The 18,776-nt window shown below is 67.0% G+C and carries 14 protein-coding genes and 1 pseudogene; 8 read left to right on the forward strand and 7 right to left on the reverse strand.

Translation table 11 applies throughout. The features are described from left to right. The first annotated feature begins 20 nt into the window (after positions 1-20). On the forward strand, positions 21-920 hold the full coding sequence (locus P3L18_RS05105; protein WP_276113486.1) for a LysR family transcriptional regulator: 900 nt from the start codon (positions 21-23) through the stop codon (positions 918-920). A 76-nt stretch (positions 921-996) separates the two neighbouring features. Then, on the forward strand, positions 997-1,548 hold the full coding sequence (locus tag P3L18_RS05110; RefSeq protein WP_276113487.1) for a dihydrofolate reductase family protein: 552 nt from the start codon (positions 997-999) through the stop codon (positions 1,546-1,548). A 16-nt stretch (positions 1,549-1,564) separates the two neighbouring features. Here the strand turns inward: P3L18_RS05110 and P3L18_RS05115 are convergent, their stop codons facing one another. The 3 genes from P3L18_RS05115 to P3L18_RS05125 form a co-directional block, all read right to left on the reverse strand. Beyond that, positions 1,565-2,806 carry an oxygenase MpaB family protein gene (locus P3L18_RS05115; protein ID WP_276113663.1) on the reverse strand — a complete coding sequence of 414 codons (1,242 nt, stop codon included), beginning with the start codon at positions 2,804-2,806 and terminating at the stop codon, positions 1,565-1,567. A 101-nt stretch (positions 2,807-2,907) separates the two neighbouring features. Continuing rightward, entirely contained in the window at positions 2,908-4,326 is a 1,419-nt protein-coding gene (locus tag P3L18_RS05120; protein WP_276113488.1) for a M28 family peptidase, read from the reverse strand. Between the two features lie 130 nt (positions 4,327-4,456). Next, the gene (locus P3L18_RS05125; protein WP_276113489.1) at positions 4,457-5,389 is read right to left on the reverse strand and encodes an LLM class F420-dependent oxidoreductase; all 933 of its coding nucleotides are present in this window, start codon (positions 5,387-5,389) and stop codon (positions 4,457-4,459) included. A 334-nt stretch (positions 5,390-5,723) separates the two neighbouring features. Here P3L18_RS05125 and P3L18_RS05130 point away from each other — a divergent pair, with 334 nt between their 5' ends. The 3 genes from P3L18_RS05130 (at position 5,724) to P3L18_RS05140 (ending at position 11,338) form a co-directional block, all read left to right on the forward strand. Beyond that, positions 5,724-8,195 carry a LuxR C-terminal-related transcriptional regulator gene (locus P3L18_RS05130; protein WP_276113490.1) on the forward strand — a complete coding sequence of 824 codons (2,472 nt, stop codon included), beginning with the start codon at positions 5,724-5,726 and terminating at the stop codon, positions 8,193-8,195. 133 nt (positions 8,196-8,328) lie between these two features. Beyond that, positions 8,329-9,330 carry a TIGR00341 family protein gene (locus tag P3L18_RS05135; RefSeq protein ID WP_079932026.1) on the forward strand — a complete coding sequence of 334 codons (1,002 nt, stop codon included), beginning with the start codon at positions 8,329-8,331 and terminating at the stop codon, positions 9,328-9,330. Positions 9,331-9,436: 106 nt separating this feature from the next. Further along, entirely contained in the window at positions 9,437-11,338 is a 1,902-nt protein-coding gene (locus tag P3L18_RS05140; RefSeq protein ID WP_276113491.1) for an alkyl sulfatase dimerization domain-containing protein, read from the forward strand. A 9-nt stretch (positions 11,339-11,347) separates the two neighbouring features. Here P3L18_RS05140 and P3L18_RS05145 read toward each other — a convergent pair. Beyond that, positions 11,348-11,494, reverse strand: a pseudogene (locus P3L18_RS05145) (GAP family protein); the annotation flags it as partial. A 126-nt stretch (positions 11,495-11,620) separates the two neighbouring features. Between P3L18_RS05145 and P3L18_RS05150 the strand changes: the two are divergent. Beyond that, positions 11,621-11,758, forward strand: coding sequence for a hypothetical protein (locus P3L18_RS05150; protein WP_276113492.1), 138 nt, complete (start codon positions 11,621-11,623; stop codon positions 11,756-11,758). Positions 11,759-11,772: 14 nt separating this feature from the next. On the opposite strand, the gene P3L18_RS05155 is transcribed toward P3L18_RS05150, so the two are convergent. After that, entirely contained in the window at positions 11,773-12,777 is a 1,005-nt protein-coding gene (locus P3L18_RS05155; protein ID WP_079932024.1) for a 2-oxoglutarate and iron-dependent oxygenase domain-containing protein, read from the reverse strand. Then, positions 12,774-13,277 (reverse strand): nucleoside deaminase, encoded by a 504-nt coding sequence (locus P3L18_RS05160; protein ID WP_079932023.1) that lies wholly within the window; start codon positions 13,275-13,277, stop codon positions 12,774-12,776. The genes P3L18_RS05155 and P3L18_RS05160 overlap by 4 nt, the downstream gene beginning before the upstream one ends. Positions 13,278-13,286: 9 nt before the next feature. On the opposite strand from P3L18_RS05160, the gene P3L18_RS05165 reads away from it, so the two are divergent. Further along, positions 13,287-14,933, forward strand: coding sequence for a PucR family transcriptional regulator (locus P3L18_RS05165; RefSeq protein WP_276113493.1), 1,647 nt, complete (start codon positions 13,287-13,289; stop codon positions 14,931-14,933). A 369-nt stretch (positions 14,934-15,302) separates the two neighbouring features. Continuing rightward, positions 15,303-16,592, forward strand: a complete 1,290-nt coding sequence (locus P3L18_RS05170) for an HNH endonuclease signature motif containing protein (protein WP_276113494.1) — start codon at positions 15,303-15,305, stop codon at positions 16,590-16,592. 740 nt (positions 16,593-17,332) lie between these two features. Here P3L18_RS05170 and P3L18_RS05175 read toward each other — a convergent pair. Then, a complete protein-coding gene (locus P3L18_RS05175; protein ID WP_020173212.1) occupies positions 17,333-18,739 on the reverse strand; it encodes a cytosine permease in 1,407 nt (468 codons plus the stop codon). Positions 18,740-18,776 lie beyond the last annotated feature (37 nt).

Here is an 18,776-nt window from a genome sequence, read left to right on the forward strand (position 1 = left end):
GGATCTGCAAATATGCAGATATGCCCTCCACCAGCCCCAGCTCCGACGACCTGCTGGTGCTGCTGGCCGTCGGACGGACCGGCCGCTTCACCACCGCCGCCGACTCGTTGGGCCTCAACCACACCACGGTCGCGCGGCGAATCGAGAGCCTGGAGAAGGCCTTGGGCGGCCGCGCGTTGGCGCGCGGGTCGGGCGGTTGGGAGCTCACCGATCTCGGCAGGCGGGCATTCGCCGCTGCCGAACAGATCGAGGCTGCCGTTCGCGACCTCGGTGCCGATGCGCGAGACGGTGTGTCGATCAACGACGTGGTCCGAATCTCGGCCACCGACGGCTTCTCCGCCCTGCTCGCCGCGCCCGCCGCGGTCGCGGTGCGCACCCGGCATCCAGGTATCGGGGTCGAGATCGTCACCGCCACCCGACTGGCCTCACACACCCGCACCGGCCTCGACATCGAGATCGTGGTCGGTGAGCCGCACGTTCACCGCGCCGAGGCCATGCGACTGGCCGACTACCGGCTCGGGCTGTACGCGTCACGGCGCTACGCCGCCGAACACGCCATGCCGCACACCGCCACGGAGCTGACCTCGCATCCGCTCGTCTACTTCGTCGACTCGATGCTGCAGGTCGACGATCTCGACCTCGCCCGCACCCTGGTCCCGCAGATGGCCGAGGGGCTCACCTCGACCAACGTCTTCGTCCACGTCGAGGCGACCAGGGCCCACGCCGGAATCGGTTTACTCCCTTGTTATCTGGCCGATCGTCACGACGATCTGGTGCGCGTACTCCCGGATGTCAACGCCCAGTTGACCTATTGGCTGGTGACCCGGACCGAGGCCTATCGCCGGCCCGCGGTGGCCGCGATGGTCGAGGCGATCCGTGAGGTCGTCGAAGCACATCGGGAGGCGCTGTTGGGGGCGTGAGCGGGTGCCCTCGCGATGAGTTCACGTGCGCCGGGCGGTCTGTCTCTGTGCCACAACCACCGGCAGAGGAGAAGTCATGCGCAAGCTCGTCGTCACCCAGAACGTCACCCTGGACGGATCGATCGAGATGCTGACGTCGTGGTTCGATCCGACGGACCAGACCCCGGACCTGATGGCCGAGAGTCACCGTCAGGACGCCGAATCCGACGCACTCCTGGTCGGACGCCGGACGTTCGAGGACTTTCGTGGCTATTGGCCGCACCAGCACGATGATCCGACGGGCATCACCGACTACCTGAACGCGGTCGACAAGTATGTGGTGTCGTCCACCCTCACCGAACCCGGGTGGCAGAACTCGACCATCGTGCCCGGCACGTCCGTGGCCGAATCCGTTGCGGCACTGAAACAACGCGACGGCCTCGACATCGTCGTCACCGGCAGCATCATGCTCACCCACGCACTCACCACGGCCGGCCTCGTCGACGAGTTCCGTCTGTTCATCTACCCCGCGGTGCAGGGCCGCGGCCGCAGGCTGTTTCCCGAGCACGGGTCAGCTCCTCAGCTACGCCTGCTGGAAGCGCGGTCGTTCACCAATGGGGTTGCACTGCTGCGCTATTCGACTCATTGACCGGAATCATTGCCCGTCAGCGCCGCAATTCCGAGGGCGCCGCGAACTCCGCCGGACGATCGGATTGCCACGTGTGCCAACGCTCCCACTGGGCCACCGACCACTGCTGCAGACGCTCGTCGACGCCGGGCACGAGTCGTCGGGCCACCTCACCGACGAGTCGTGGGGGCACCTGCGCGAGCAGGAGCGCGACGCCGATCCAGCCGGCCGGGAGATCGAACCGCCGGCGATTCTGCGGCAGCATGAACAGTCGCGCATATCCCGACTGGGCCTGCAGGTGATACCAGGCGCGCCATCGATCGCGTCGGGTCATATCGGGTCGCGGCGCAAAGCCGGGCACGAAAGATTCGACGAGTTCGGCTCCGGCAGAACCGGAATCGTGCGATCGGGTGGCGTCGAACAGATACAGCAGGCGTAGACCGTCGGAGATGGTCCGTGGATAGATGTCGTCGACGCGCACCCCGAGCAGATAACCGAGGTAGCGATTGAAGACCAGCGACGCCTCGAGTTCGGCCTTCGACGTGAGGTAGCCCAATCCGTAGAGCCCCATCGCGGGCCCCACGCTACCGCCGAGCAGGGTCAGCATCATCTCACTCTGGCTGATCGGCAGCCCCCACTTCTGGTCGTCCCACTCGTCGTGGCGCCGGACCCCGGCGCGCACCGACACGTGCATCACCCGGACACGCATGGTGATCGCGCGAGCCAGACTTCCCTGGCGCACAATGGCTCCCGGCCGCGAGACCTCGATCCACCAGCGGCCTGTCTCGAGGTAGCGATTGAGTGCGCGTTCGCCGGCATAGCCTCCGGCCAACGACAGCGGCACCGCCAGCGAACCCTCGGTGTAGGTGTCCATCGTTCCGGCGTTGCCGACGCCGCCCAGTGCGTACGCCCACCGACGCCACACCGCGGCACCGGCTTCGATCTGGGCGGGATCGGCCCAGTCGGGCATCGCGTCGAAGTCGGCGAATAGCGCGCGCATGGACTCCGGTGCGTCGTCGACGGCGTCGATTCCCTCGTCCAGCGCGCGGTCGAGCAACTCGCGGCTGCGTTGCGGACCGAGCTCGCCGCGGTAGGTGTCGGCGACGAACCGTTCGGCCACCGGGTCGCCCGCGCACAGCAACTCGCCGTAGCGCTGCGCGATGCGCTCGTCGGGCAGCAGTTCAACGCCGGTCCATCGCTTGACCCGCTCGGCCAGGCGGCGATGCGCGGAATCACCCAACGGCCAGCGGTAGGCGGTCGGCAGTTCGCCGGCGCCCACGTCGCCACCGCCCGCGATCGAGGCGTCTGGGAGGGAAACGTCTGAGATGGATTCTGCAATTCGTCTCACGTGGTCAGGGTAGCCGATCGCGGCCGCCCGGGTCACAGCATCGCGAAGTACCCCGCGGCGTACGCGACTGCCGGGGCCATGGTGCCGAGCACCTTCTGGTTGACGTTGGCGAAGGTGTCGCGGGCGGTGTGGTAGTTCTGATCGAAGATCTCACCCGCGGTCCCGCCCCAGCGCGCTGCCTGCCCGGGGGTCTTGACCTTGTCGGCACCGGAGTCGACGCCGCCGGTGGCAATGCCCGCCTGCGCGAACGCATCGTAGTCGGAGCGGCCGTCGAATCCGGAGGGCTCGGGGCCGACTCCTCTGCGGGCGAGGAAGTCGGTGAACACCCGCTCGATCTCCCCGGACCCTTGCGGCCCGGCGTAGGAGTCCGGCAGGTGCGACGACCCGTCGCCGTCGGAGACGAAGTAGCCACCATTGTGGGAGCCGAGCATGTCGAAATTGAGGTACTGCCGGATCGAGGCACGGCCGGCGGCGGGCAGCGTCTCCACGTAGTGAGTGGAGCCGATCAATCCCTCCTCCTCGGCGCCCCAGAACGCGAAGCGCACCTTGTTCTTCACCGGCGCGAGTGCGGTCATCGCCAGCGCGGTCTGCAGCACGGCCGCGGAGCCGGAGCCGTTGTCGTTGATGCCGGGGCCCTCGGGGACGCTGTCGAGGTGCGCGCCGAGCATGACCACCGAATTCGGCAGGCCGGTGTGGGTCTCGGCGAGGAGATTCCATGATGTCACGCGCGCGGTGCGGGCATCGACCGACAGGGTCAGCGACCCCGCCTGCCGCACCTGCGATCCCAGGTCGCGTGACACCGCCACCGCCGGCAGCGGATCGCGGGCATCTTCACCCAAAGTGCCTTGGAGCGGGCCATTCTCGGTGTTCACGATCACCACCGCACGCGCCCCGGCGATCTTGGCATTGGCCACCTTGTCACCGAATGGGCACACACCACGGTCGACCACGACGATCGCGCCGCGGGCGGTCGCCGGGAAATCGCCCGGCTGGCAGCCGGGGGTGGTGTCGGTGGCAGGCACCGCGCTCACGGGCGCGGTGAGTGGCGCACTCGCCCCGGAATAGCCGAGAACCTGCGAATCGATCGGCGCGCCACCCGCACTGAGCTGATGGCTCTTCTCCTCGAACATCGTCGCGCTGAATTCCTGCCGCGTCGGGGTGTAGCCGGCTTCGCGCAGCCGGGCCTCGACGTAGTCGAGGCTTCGGAGGTACCCGGCGGCGCCCAGGGCACGGTTGCCGCCGTTGCGGTTGGCGATGTCCTGCAGTGCCCGAAGGTGATTCGACACATTCGACGCCGTCACCCCACCGGCGACCGTGGTGCCGTATGTCTCGGGCAGCGTGCTCGCGAAAGCCGGTGCGGCAGCGGCACCTCCTGCCGTCGCGATCACCGTCGCGGCGATCACCGCCACGAGCGCCGCGCGCCGTACCGACCGTCGACCCCGAACCCGCATACCCGCACCGCCCTCTCGGCCCCCTGAGAGCCTTCTCGGTCGTGACCTGATCACCCGAATCGGGCAATCCTCTCGGGTACGGTAGCGCAGTTCTCGCCGAGCTGTGCGGTTCCGGCCGATCTGCGCAGTGCTAAGCGATTTGCGGCACAACCTCTTTCGCCACGAGTTCGAGATGATCGAGATCGGCGAGATCGAGGACCTGCAGGTAAACGCGGCTCACACCGATGTCGCGGAAACGGCTGATCGTCTCGACGACCTCGTCGGGTGTGCCGGCGGCGCCGTTCGCACGCAGTTCGGCGACGTCGCGACCGATCGCCTGCGCGCGACGTGACAGTTCGTCTTCGCCACGGCCACAACACAACACGAGGGCGACCGAGTAGGCGAGATCGTCGGCGTCGCGGCTGGCGGCGGCGCACGCCGAGCGCACCGTGTCGAATTGTGCGGCCACGGTGTCGAGTGACTGGAACGGGATGTTGAACTCGTCGGCGAAGCGTGCGGCGAGGGCGGGCGTCCGTGTGCGGCCCATGCCCCCGATGATGATCGGCGGCCGCGGAGACTGCGTCGGCTTGGGCAATGCGGGGGAATTCTTCACCGTGTAGTGCGCGCCATGGTGGTCGAAGCGCTCGCCGACGGGTGTCTGCCAGAGTCCGGTGATGATCTCCAGTGATTCCTCGAGCCGGTCGAACCGTTCTCCGAGCGATGGGAACGGGATGCCGTAGGCGAGGTGCTCCTCTTCGAACCACCCCGCTCCGAGGCCCAATTCGACACGGCCACCACTCATCTGGTCGACCTGGGCGACCGAGACCGCCAACGGTCCGGGGAGCCGGAAGGTCGCCGAGGTGACGAGCGTGCCGAGCCGGATGCGAGAGGTGTCGCGGGCGAGCCCGGCCAGCGTCACCCACGCGTCCGTCAGGCCGGGTAGGCCGTCGGCGTCGCCCATCGCCAGGAAATGATCCGACCGGAAGAACGCATCGAATCCGAGATCCTCGGTCGCCGTGGCCACGGCGAGCAACTGGTCGTAATCGGCGCCCTGCTGGGGTTCGGTGAAGATTCGGAAGTCCACGTGGCCACGGTACGTCAGCCCCGATCCGCGATCGGTGTCCCCCGATAACAGGACACCGGCGGCGATTTTGTCAAGCTCGCCGTCACCGAGGACGGTTTGTGACATAAGCTCAATCGCATCACACGCATTATTCAACGATTCGGGGATTGAGAATGCGAAATTGCATAAAGCAATCCGTGTGGCGCCGCGAGGCCCTGTGAGTTCTACGTCAGCGGTGTGGCAGCCTTTTCCGTGGTATTTGACCTCGATTCCCCACGCTCGGCCCGACACCATTGTTCGGCACCGACTCAGCATCGCACTCGGGACCCTGGTGGGTGAGCACCGCGTGGTGGCGGTGAGCGCCCCGTCCGGCCACGGCAAGACCGTCGCCGTCGCCGACTGGGCCCGCGACACCGGGCTCCCGGTGGCGTGGCTGTCGATGCCCCGCACCGAAGCCGATCCCGCCGAGCTGTTACGCGGCATGATCAGCGCGATCAGTCGCCTGCCCGAACTCGGTGATCATCCGACGCTGGCCTCGTTACACAAACCCACGGTGACGGCATCGATCAGGCCGTGCGAGTTCGCCGACGCGATCGACACCATCGGTCAACGCGTGGTCGTGGTCATCGACGACGCCCATCGCGTCGCCGACGCCCTCGCCGATCCCGGCATCGCCGACCTGATCGAGAACGGCCCGGACACTCTCCGATTCGTCCTCGTCGGTCACAGCGGTGGACTCACCCACGCGATCAGCCGAGCATTGCTGCACGGCACGTGCGCGATGGTCGATGCCTCCCACCTCACGTTCACCGCCGAGGAGGTGGCGGCCACGTGTGCCACCTCCGGGGCATCCCTCGATCCGGCGGAACTCTGGGCGGCCACGGGCGGATGGCCGATCGCCGTCCACGCCGCGCTCATGGGCGGCGGCCTCACCCCCACCGGCCCCGACACCCCCTCCACCCTGCTGACCGACTACGTCGCGACCGAGATCCTCGCTCCGTTGCCGGCCGAACTTGCCGAGTTCATCCTCGACATGACCACCACGTCACGCTTCGATCTCGCGCTGGCGATGGCACTCAGCGGCCGCGCCGACGCCGCCACCCTGGTTGCCGACTGCGTCGTCCGCGGGCTGTTCCTCAGCCGGGTCACCGACCGGCGTTCGACGGACGGCGACCCGACCACCGTCTACACGTGGCATTCGCTCTTCGTCGAGCACTGCCGGCTGATCCTGCAGCGCACCGACCCCGACCGCCAGCGCAAACGCCGCATCTCCGCCGCCGAACACCTCCGCGATTCCCACCCCCTCCACGCCGCCGAACTGTCCCTGCTCGCCGACGACGCCGAACGTGCGGTCGACATCCTCACCGACAACTGGATCGGCCTCGTCATCTCCTCCGGCGTCACGGCAACCGAGACCACGGCCACCGCACTCGAGTCCCAGGTCGACGACCCGGTCCGCGCCAGCCGACTGACCTACATCCGTGCGTGCTGCCGGGCGATCCGGGGCGACGCGATCGGGGCTCGCCGATTGTTCGCCGACGCCGAAGCCCTCCACGAGCTCCACCCGAATCCCGATACCGACCTGACCCGCGCCGTCGCCACGCTGCTGTACCACGACGATCACCGCCTGCTGGTGCAGGCGCACACCCACATCGTGTCGGTACTCGACGATCCGGCGCAGGACGCCCGCATCCGACCGGTCTTCCGCGCCGGCTGCACCTTTCTCGTCGGATGGACCGCTCCGCGGCTGCGTATAGACCCCGCCCGAGGAGTCGACCTGCTGCGCAACGCAATCGAGGAATGCCGGGCCGCCGGACTGACCGCGATGGCCACACGCGCCGAGAGCAGCCACACCTTCGCACTTGCCTTCGCCGGGCGGTTCACCGAGATCACCCGCGTCATCGCCGACTCCGACGGCGGGGATGAATGGGATTACTACGACGTCGGCATGAATGCTTTCACCCGCGGCTGGATCGATTTCTGGACCGGCGATCTCGACGCCGCGCTGCACAATTTTTCCCGCCACGACAATTCGCGATCCATGGACGGATATCCGCCGCTGGCGCGGGTATATCGCCTGATCAGTGCGTCGATTCTGCGGCGTGGCGCCGAGGTCGACTCCGCGAGCGCCGACCTGGAGTGGGTCACCGACGAAGATCTGCACGGTGTGCCGTGGCCGGTCTACCGACGTCTGGCCCAGGCGCGGGCGGCGGAGTTCGGCAACGCCGACGACGAGGTCCGGCGACTGGCCGCCGAGGTGGAGAGCACCTCGGCGGTACCGGTGTCGCGCGCACTCTTCGCCGGCATGCTGCGCCGCCAGGGTGACCTCGTCCAGGCGCGGCGGTTCACCCACGGACTCGACTCCGGGGCACTGCCCGCCTACGTCCGGGTGTATGCCACGCTCACTAACGCGATCGTCGCGTGGCAGTCGGGCGACCGGCGCGGGGCGCATCGCCTGCTCGACCGGTCGATCACCCTCGCCGCCCCCGAGTTCATCACCCTTCCCTTCCTCGACAATCACGACCAGCCCACCACCGACCTACTCGCGGCGCACGCCCCCCGGGTGTCCGAGCCCGGCTTCCTGGCCGAGATGTTGACTCGACGGCATACACTGTTGCGCAACGACTCCGAGTCCACCAGAGGGCTGACGACCCGCGAACTCGAGGTGCTCGAATACCTCCGGACGCCGATGACCGTGCAGGAGATCGCGGCGGCGTTGTTCATCTCTCCCAACACGCTCAAGACGCACTGCCGCTCGCTGTATCGCAAGCTCGGCGTCGACAACCGGCGCGACGCGGTACGCGTCAAGGGGTTCCTGCGGCCCTGACCGGTTCGGGTCATCCCTTCGGGGTGAGAATTGCGCGTCACGCACGAGTCCGGTCACAAACAGACCGGAAAGATCGGTGTCCCAGTTATTCTCGGCGCAGATCACTTCGCCCTCGGCGAAGGAGGAGTCTCCGATGATCGGCATTCCCGAACACCTGGTCCCGACCAAGCAACGGCGCACCCTCGACGAGCTCGTCGGTCGCCTGGACCTCGGTTCCGGAGAACGGTTGTCGAAGCAGTCGGCGTTCTGGGTGATGCTGACCCTCTCGGCCGTCATCGCCGTGGCAGGCGTGATCGGCGACAGTACCGCCACGGTCATCGGCGCGATGATCGTCGCGCCGCTGTCGACACCGATTCTCGGGATCGGGCTGGGGATCGTCACCGGTCGCGGTCGGCTCGTGCTGACGAGCATCACCTACGTGCTCGCCGGGGTCGTGCTGGTGACCGTGCTCGGAGTGCTCTTCGCGCAACTGTTGCCCGATCCGACCAACGTGCTGACCAATTCGCAGGTGCAGGGCCGCACGTCACCGCGGCTCGTCGACCTCCTCGCGGCGCTGGCCACCGGGCTCGTCGGCGCGGTCGCGGTCACGCGCCGCGACGTCGGTGATGTGCTGCCGGGAGTGGCCATCGCCATCAGCCTCGTTCCGCCACTCGGTGTCGTCGGGGTGTGTCTGGGGTCGGGTGCGCCGTCATTGGCGTTGGGCGCCTTCGTGTTGTTCGCGTCCAACGTGGTGGCGATGGTGATCACGAGTGTCGTCGTGTTCACCATCGCCGGTGTCGCGCATCCTGCGCAGGCGACCGCAGAGTCGGCCGCGAGACCGCGCCGGGCACGCGCCTACGTGGTGTTGCTGATCGCCCTGGTGGCCGTCGCCGTACCGATGGTCGTCAACTCCCTGACCTCGCTGTGGGCACAGCAGGTCGCGGACGCCACACGCAGCTGGCTCGACGCCGCGCATGTGCCCTCGGCAGTGGTGACCAGTGCGTCGTGGAGCGGGGACACGGTGACCGTGCACGTCCTGGCGCCGGACGATCTGCCGCCGGTTGCGGCATTACAGAAGACCGTCGATGGTCTGGTGCCCTGGAATCCGCAGGTCATCGTCGAGCACACCTCGGGTAGCCGGGAAACCGCCAACTGAGGTCGGGAGATCCGAAGTCATCCGCCGAAGGTGAGGACACCGGTCTACTCGGCGACGAGACTGGGCGGGGACCGTACTCGACCGCACCATGACCTCGAGGTGAGCAATGACCGACCCGCGCGCTGCGACCCCGACCATCTCCGCCGCGAACGATCCCGACGGGTCGTCTCTGCCGTTCGGCGACACCCGAGATCAGGCCGCCACCGACCGCGGCTTCATCGCGGCGCTCGAATCATCGGTGGTCGCGGGTGCTGATGGCAACGCGGTGTGGGACTGCGCGGAGTTCGCCTTCCTCGACGACGCATGCCCGCCGACCGCGAATCCGAGTCTGTGGCGTCAATCCGGGCTCGTCGCGAAACATGGCCTGTACGAGGTCACCGACCGCATCTATCAGGTGCGTGGGCTGGATCTGTCCAATATGACTCTGGTCGAGGGCGATTCGGGTGTCATCGTCATCGATCCGCTCATCTCCAGCGAGACCGCGGCCGCGGGACTGGCGCTCTACCGCGCCCACCGTGGTGAGCGGCCGGTGACCGGGGTCATCTACACCCACTCGCACATCGACCACTTCGGCGGTGTCAAGGGGGTGACCACGCAGGAGGCCGTCGATGCCGGAGAATGCGTGGTCATCGCACCGGTCGGGATGGTCGAGCATGCCGTGGCCGAAAATGTCTACGCCGGAACGGCGATGGGCCGTCGAGCCGCCTACATGTACGGTGCGGCGCTACCCCGTGGGCCGCAGGGCGCGATCGGCGCGGGCCTGGGTCAGTCGACCTCGACAGGCACCGCCACGCTGATCCTGCCCACCATCGACATCTCCACCACCGGCCACGTCGAGACCGTCGACGGCGTCACCATCGAATTCCAGATGACCCCGGGCACCGAGGCGCCCGCGGAGATGAACTTCTACTTCCCGCAGATGCGCGCACTGTGCATGGCGGAGAACGCCACGCACACCCTGCACAACCTACTGACGCTGCGCGGAGCGCTGGTCCGCGATCCGCACGTGTGGGCCAAGTACCTCACCGAGGCCATCACCACCTTCGCCGGACGATCCGATGTGCTCTTCGCCTCCCACCACTGGCCCACCTGGGGCACCGAGGAACTCACCGAATTCCTGGCACTGCAACGTGATCTGTATGCGTATTTGCACGATCAGACGTTGCGCGCGCTCAACCAGGGCAAGACCGGACTCGAGATCGCCGAGGACATCGAGTTGCCGCCCGCATTGACCAATGCCTGGCACACCCACGGCTATTACGGCTCGGTGAGCCACAACGTCAAAGCCATCTACCAGCGGTACATGGGCTGGTTCGACGGCAATCCCGCACACCTGTGGGAACATCCGCCGGTGGCGTCGGCGACCCGTCACGTGGAGTTCATGGGCGGTGCCGACGAGGTTATCACCAAGGCCCGCAAGTCTTTTGACGATGGCGATTACCGCTGGGTGGCCACTGTGCTGAATTACGTGATCTTCGCCGACCCCGGCAACGTCGAGGCCAAGCAGTTGCAGGCCGACACCTACGAGCAACTGGGCTACGGCTCGGAGAACGGCACCTGGCGCAACTTCTATCTGATGGGCGCGTATGAACTACGGCACGGGCCAATCGGTACGCCGACCACCACCTCGGCTCCCGATATCGCCGCAGCCCTGTCGGTGGAGCAACTGTTCGACGCAGTCTCGTTGCGGGTCAACGGACCTGCGGCATTCGATGCCCACATCATCATCGACTGGCGGATCACCGACGAGGAGCGAAAGCATCGAACAGAGCTCCGCAACGGCGTTCTCGTCCACCACGATCTGTCTCCCGAACACGAAACGCCGACGGCCGGACTGACGGTGACCTGCACCCGCGCAGAACTGCTTGCCATCGTTCTCGCCGCGGCCGATCCCGCGGCGGCAGTGGCCGATGGTTCGGTCGAGATCGAGGGTGACGGTGCACTGTTCACCGAACTCGCCGGCTACCTCGATTCGCCCGATCCGGATTTCGCGATCGTCACACCGTGACGCACGGGGTCAGGCGAGTGCCGAGATGCCCTTGCCGATCAGCATCACCCCGATGACGAGGAAGAGGGTGGCCATGACCGCTGTGTTGGCCTGCAGCCACTCCTCGAGTCGGGCCAGTGGCGCCCGCAATGCTTGCGCGGCAACCTGATAGGTCACCGCGGTGCACTATTAGGGCACGTCACTGTTGGCGGAGGTCCCGCGAGTGGCCAAGGGCTGGCCGCGCGCACGGCCGAACTCCGCAGTCGGGGCGGACGTTTCATTCTCGCCGGGGTCAACCCGGCGATGCGGCGCCGCCTCGACAGGTCCGGGCTGACCGCCACACTCGGCGCCGAGAACATCGTCATGGCCACCGACGTCGTCTTCGAGGCCGCCGATCTCGCCTACGAGGAAGGCTGCCGCTGGCTCGCCGACGAGTCGTGACGCCGGAATTCTAGTCACCCCAGGGTGATCGCGTCCAACCGCTCCTTGATGAACTCCCCGGCAATCACATCGGGCCGCCCCGAGACCCGACCGACCGGCGGAGCCAGCGGAGTCACGACGGCGTCGTGATCGAGCTCGTAGAAGAAGATCAATGACACGAGATCCTCCTCCGGGCTCTCCGGCTGCGGTGGCAGCACACGATGACGCCCGGCCGGCCACCGTCCACCCGACCAGTACTCGAGAAGATCGCCGATGTTGATCGTGAGTGCGGTCGGATCGTACGGGGCGTCGGCCCAACCACTTTCGTCGCTGTACACCTGTAGGCCACCGGCTCCCGGTTCACGGTCGAGAACGGTGACCGTGCCGAAGTCGGTATGCGGGCCGATCCGGAACTGCCCGGGCTCGGGGTCGCCGACAACCGTCATCGGCGGATAGTGGTTGATGTTCGACGTCCAGGTGGCATTGCCCGCCAGATTGCGGAATGGATTGTCCTCACCGGCCTTTCCGAGCGCCTCGGCCATCAGCGCGAGCAGGTCGTCGGAAAGTGCCTTCATCTGAGAGGTCCACGCGGTGAACAACTCCCGCAGTCGCGGGGTCTCGGTGGGCCAGACGTCGGGGGCGAACCAGTAGTCGTCGACCTCGGGAATCCCGACCGGAGTCTGTGCGCCGGAATTGTAGGTCTCCTTCAGGTCCGGTGGTGTTTCGGTGCCCTCGGCGTAACCGTTGGCCTCCAGACCCGGGCCGATCCATCCGCGACCGCCGACGCCGACCGCATACTGTGCCTTGACATCGGCGGGCAGGGCGAAGAATTCACGGGCCGCGGCACGCAACGCCGCCGGAAGGAACGGATCGATCCCGTGTCCGGTCACCAGCAGGAAACCGGCCTTCTGCAGGGATTCGTCGACGGCGGCACACACCTGCGCTGCGGCGTCCCCGCCCTGCCGCCATTGCTGCAGATCGACGGTGAGGATGGGGCTGGCGGTTTGGGGGTTCGCGGTTCGGGGGTTCGCGGCGGTCATGCTGTCTCCTCGGCTGGGTCGGAGACGGTGTCGGCGACACCGATGTCCTCGTTCCACAGGTGCGGATGGCTCTCGATGAAGCCGCTCATCATCGCGATGCAGCGGCCGTCGTCGACGATGGTGACCTGCACTCCGAGCTCACGCAGCCAGTCCTGACCGCCGGAGAAGTTCGTCGTCTCGCCGATGACCACCGACCCGATCCCGAACTGTCGGATCAGCCCACTGCAGTACCAGCAGGGGGCGAGGGTGGTGACCATGATCGTCGAGGAGTAGTCCCGTTGCCGGCCGGCGGCGCGGAAGGCGTCGGTCTCGCCGTGCACCGACGGATCGTCATGCTGCACGCGCCGATTGCGGCCCTGACCGAGCAGGGTGCCGTCGGCGGCGAACAGGGCGGCACCGATGGGGATACCGCCCTCGGCGAGACCGGTCTGCGCCTGGCCGTAGGCGACGTCGAGCAGTGATCGCGGGTCGAGCCCGGTGTCGGCAATCGTGGAGGTCATGCTTCGAGGGTGCCGTCGGGCGCGGCCGTACTCAACCGACAAATCGTCCGGTCGCGAGTGAGCGTCAACGGGCATATCGTCGGCGTCGTGTCTGAATCTCCGCTGCCCGCCGCACCGTCGCTCACCCTGCGGCACATGGTCGAGACGCACCTCGCCCCGGCCGCCCCACGTGTGCTGACCGCGCACGACCGGCTCGACGCTGCGGTGAGCTGGGTGCATTCCAGCGAGATCTTCGAGATCGGCCCACTGCTGACCGGTGGCGAACTATTGCTCACCACCGGCCTGGGCTTGGCCGGCCTGGACGCCGGTACCCGTCGCCATTATGTGCGTGACCTGGCCGAACGCGGCGTCGCCGGGTTGGCGTTCGAGGTCGGACGCAGCTTCGACGCGGTACCCGAGGAGATGATCCGGGAGGGCTCGGCCGCGCACCTGCCGATCATCGAATTGACGCGGATCGTGCCGTTCATCGAGGTGTGCCGGACGGCCAATACCGAGATCGTGTCCGAGGAGGTCGGCGACCTGCGGCTGCGCAGTGGACTCGACGCAACCCTGCACGACGACCTCGCCCGCGGCGCCGCGGCCGCGATGATCGAGCACATCGCCGAGGTGACCGGGACGCCGCTCGTCGTGGTGGGTGGTGGCGGCGCCCTGCTGGCGGTGCACGGTGTGGACGACGACCGGGCCGCGTGGCGCGTGGTCGACGGTGCGATCGCCGCGCAACCGATCACCTTGCGCGGCCGCGAGATCGGGCAGGTCTTCGCGGGACCAAGCGCGTCCTCGATACCCGCCGCACGTGTGCAGGCGCTGCTCGGTGTCGGAGCCGGACCGCTGGCGGCGGTATTGACCCGATCCGGTGGGCGGTCGTCCATCGGTGCGCAACTGGTGGCCGAGCTCGTCGACCGTCGGCCTCTGCGGCGCGCGGATCTTCTTGCGCGGCTGTCGACGTCGGGGTTACCGGTCGGCGACAAGGCCGTGCTCGTGCCGGTGGCCGGCCACGCACCCGACACCCGGATGGTCGAGACGGCGTTGTCGGCGGCCGCGGATCTCGGCGGACTCGTCCACGCCACCGTCGATGCGACCGTCTACGGCCTCGTCGTGACCACCGACACCGAACTCACCGAGCCGGCCGAGCAGGTCCGCGCGGCGCTGGCCGACGATCCGCGGCGCCTCGGCCGCCTCACCGTCGTCGTCGGGACCCCATGCCCGCTCGCCGACACGGGCGCGGGTCCCGGCCTTGCCCTGACGTTGGCCGACGAACTCCGCATTTGTTCGGAAAGGCTGGGTGTGGCAGTCGAATTGCGCTCTGCCGGCGGTACGGCCGCCGACATCAGGACCAGCCGTGAACTCGTCTCCGACGCCGCGGCGCGTGAGTTGTCGGACGGTCTACGCAGCGAGCTGAGCCGCATCATCGCCCCGCTTGTACGCCACGATGCGACGTCGTCCTCGCAACTCGTCCGCACCCTCGAAGTCCATCTCACTCACGGATGCAGCGCCACCCGCTCGGCCGAGACCCTCCACATCGGGCGCCAGAGTCTGTATCAGCGCCTCGACCGTATTCGCGCCCTACTCGGCTTCGACCCGACCGCCCCGGCCATGTACGCATCAATCCTGGTGGCCATCAACGTCTTCCACTCCCGGGATGCAGATCAGCGGTGAGTTCCCGCCGCAGCCATCCGCTGGTCGACGAACCCGTCCGGCACCAGCGACCCCCTCCGCCCGATGGTCAAGGCGCCCTCCTCCGAGCGACGAGCACCCTATTCCCGATGGTCGAGGTGCACGGCGCCCCAGGCGCCGGGCCTCGAGACCCGTTGAGACAACAAGCTTCCCAATCACATCGATGCGGCTCACAGCGAAAGCCGCACCGCCTACCACACCCCACCGACAGAAAACTGCCGCCAGCCCACCACCGAAACCTGTTGTCCACAAGCACCTTTCCTTCCACAGAATTCTCGAACACCCTTGCCCTGATCCATATGTTCGAGTAGAGTGGACCCATCACACCGATCAGCCATCGGGGAGGGGCCCATGATCGACACCACCACAACTCTTGACGTCAAAGATGTTGACGCCGAGGCGATCTTCGCCGATATCGTCACCCAACTCAGCGACCTGCAATGGAATCCGGAGATGACCGGGCCGCAAGCCTTCGGCGCGATGAAACAAGTCCTGTTGTTGCGCAATCTGGTTGATCACCACGCCACCACCCTCACCGGCGAGATGGACCGGCTGGGCGTGGCCGATCACAAGACCACCCGACTGCGGGAGTTGTTGATCAGCATGGGTTGCGCACCTGCCGTCGCAGGTCGGTATGTGCGGGTCGCCGCCACCACCGATGTGGATCTGTTGTTGGCACATGCCGCGGACGGGTCCATCTCGTCCGAACACGCCGATGCCATCGTGCGCGGGTTGGCGCACATCGATACCCGATGCCCCGAACCTTTGGACACCGTGCGACGGTGTGAATACCTCCAAAAGCTGCTGTCGCATTACTTTGCCGGTTTCACCCCCGCCGAGATCACCACCTACGCGCGGCAGCTGGGGAACGAGTTGGCGGCCGAGACACCGGGCGGGTTACCGGCCGCGGAGGACAAGTCGATCAACTCCTACAGCGACCGCATCACCGACGACGGCCGGTTGGAGATCTCGGCGAACCTCGACATCATCGCGGGGGAGAAAACCAGAACTCTGATGGAAACCTTGTCGGCACCCAAACCTCAACCCGACGGCTCCCCTGACCCCCGCACACCCGAACAAATCTGCGCGGCCGCGTTCGAGACGATTGTTGAACTCGCGGCACGAGGCTTGGCCGACACCACGTTCTCGGCGAAACCGACCAACGGGTTGTTGTGGACCTGGTCGGCGGACAACCCGGCACTGGGCGGGAATTTGCAGAACATGGGCGCCATCACCGAAGCAACCGCGAAAATGCTGTCGTGCGACACAACCATCACCAAAATCATCCTCGACCCCAACGGGGTGCCCCTCAGCGTCGGCGAAGAAAAACGCTTCTTCACCCCCGGCCAACGCAAAGCCCTACTCGTGCGTGACCGCGGATGCATCAAATGCGGCGCGCACGCCGGGCGCTGCCAAGGACACCATTTGCACCACTGGGCCGATGGTGGTCCCACCGACCTCGACAACGGATGCCTGCTGTGCACCAGCTGCCACGATGATGTGCATCACCACGGGTGGGACATCATCATGGGCTTCGACCGGCACCCCTGGTTGATCCCACCCGCCAGCGTGGATCCGAAACGCCGACCCGTGCCGTCGTATCACCGTAGAACCATGCGACTCGACGACGCCGCAGCCTGACCTACCCTGCCCCACTACCTGATTCCTTGCACCCGGCATCGCCGGGACCGCATCTGTTGTTTGAGAACTCCATAGTGAAATCCCCTCCCAATGGTCGAGGTGTGGTGCCGCCTGTGGCCCGGACTCCTTTCGGCACAAGGGGTCTCGAGGCTCGTCGCTGGCGCTCCTCGGCACCTCGACCATCGGGATGGGACGACCACCGGGAAGGGCGAGTATCCTTCCATGGCGAGTCGTCTCCCCCCGATGGTCGAGGTGCGAGCCGCGTGCGGCGAGCCTCGAGACCACTTGCAGCAGCGCTGAAACCGCACCACCGTGCCCCGGAATCCTTTCAGCACAACAGGTCTCGAGGCTCGTCGCAGGCGCTCCTCGGCACCTCGACCATCGGGATGGGACGACCACCGGGAAGGGGCGAGTATCCTTCCATGGCGAGTCGTCTCCCCCCGATGGTCGAGGTGCGAGCCGCGTGCGGCGAGCCTCGAGACCACTTGCAGCAGCGCTGAAACCGCACCACCGTGCCCCGGAATCCTTTCAGCACAACAGGTCTCGAGGCTCGTCGCTAGCGCTCCTCGGCACCTCGACCATCGGGATGGGGCGGCCATCGGATGGGAAGGCCTGGAGCATTCCGCGCGGGGTGGGACGGCCACCGGGATGGGAACGGTCCCCCCGATGGTCGAGGTGCGAGCCGCGTGCGGCGAGCCTCGAGACCGCCGCAAGTAAACGCTGGAACCCTACGCCTCGTGTCAGCCGTACTGCTGCACCGACTTCTCGACCCGGGAGCGGGCCAGGAGGAGGTAGGCGATGAAGGCGATGGCGAAGCCGACGAAGGCGCCGATGTCACCGAGTTCGGGTACCGCCCGGACGACGAAGCCGACGAAGCGTTCCTGGTTGCAGAACAACAGGACCGAGGCGACGAGAGCGATGACGAATGCAGCCAGTCCACCCCAGTTGGTGTATTTGCGGTCATAGAGGAGTTCGAGTGACGGCGGCTCGCGTCGCAGCACACGGTCGGCGAAGACCACACCGAGCCAGGGACCGATCCAGTACGCGACCAGCAGCAGGAACGCCTCATAGGAGGCCGCGGCGTCGGCCAGCGCCCACCAGGCGACGAGGAACCCGACGACACCGAAGAACACCGACACCAGTGCCCGCTGCGCGCCGACCGGGAGTTTGAACCCCATTGTCACGAAAGCCATTGCGCCCGAGTACACATTGATGGCGTTGGCTGCGATCGCTCCCACCGCGATGGCCAGCAGGGTGAGGTCGGCGATGGCCGACGGGAAGTTGGCGGTGAATGCGTCCGTGGGGTTGTCCGACGTCGGCGCACCGATCGTCATCGACGCGGCGCCGACCACCATCAGCAGCGTGCACGAGAGGAACAGGCCTGCCGAGGCGAACAGTCCGGTCTGCATCTTAGACACGGTCGGCGGCAGGTAGCGGGTGTAGTCCGCGGCGTAGGGCGTCCAGCCCGCCGTGTAGCCGAACGAGGCGCCCACGGCGAGGAGAAAGCCCCCCATCGAGAAACCACCCTCGGCCGATCCCGCCGACACGTCGGACTTGCTGAAGATGATGACCGCGCCGATGAGGAAGACGATCGCGAGGATCGGGGCCGCCAGGCGCTCGAAGCGCTGCACCAGATTGTGGCCGAAGAACGCAAATGCCGTCTGTAGCACCACGATCACGATGAGTCCGGCGAGCGGCGTGATGCCGAGCAGGGTCGCCAGGGCGAAGGCCCCGCTGACGCTGTTGGTGGCAAACCACCCGACGCCGCACATCACCGCCATGAACGTCGCCGGCAGGATGTTGCCATTGTGACCGAAGGCCAAGCGCCCCAACACCATCTGCGGTACACCGTGCAGCGGTCCCTCGGCGGAGAGCAGGAAGTGCGCGACCGCACCGAGCAGGTTGCCGAGCACCACGGCGCCGACGGCCTGCCAGAATGACAGCCCGAAGTAGGCGACCGAGATGACGCCGACGAAGATCGTGGCGAACTCCAGGTTCGGCGCCGTCCACGTCCAGAACAGGCCGCGGGGTTTGCCGTGCCGGGCCTCGAGAGGAATCGGCTCGTTGCCGCCGGGTTCGACGGCGAGAACCTTGCCGCCGTACTCGACGGCTGCCGGATCGGCGGAAATATCGGGTGTAGCTGTCATGGCGATACTGTGCTGCGTCCACCTCCACCCGGCAACC

The sequence above is a fragment of the Gordonia sp. N1V genome (assembly GCF_029269935.1).
Classification (GTDB): domain Bacteria; phylum Actinomycetota; class Actinomycetes; order Mycobacteriales; family Mycobacteriaceae; genus Gordonia; species Gordonia polyisoprenivorans.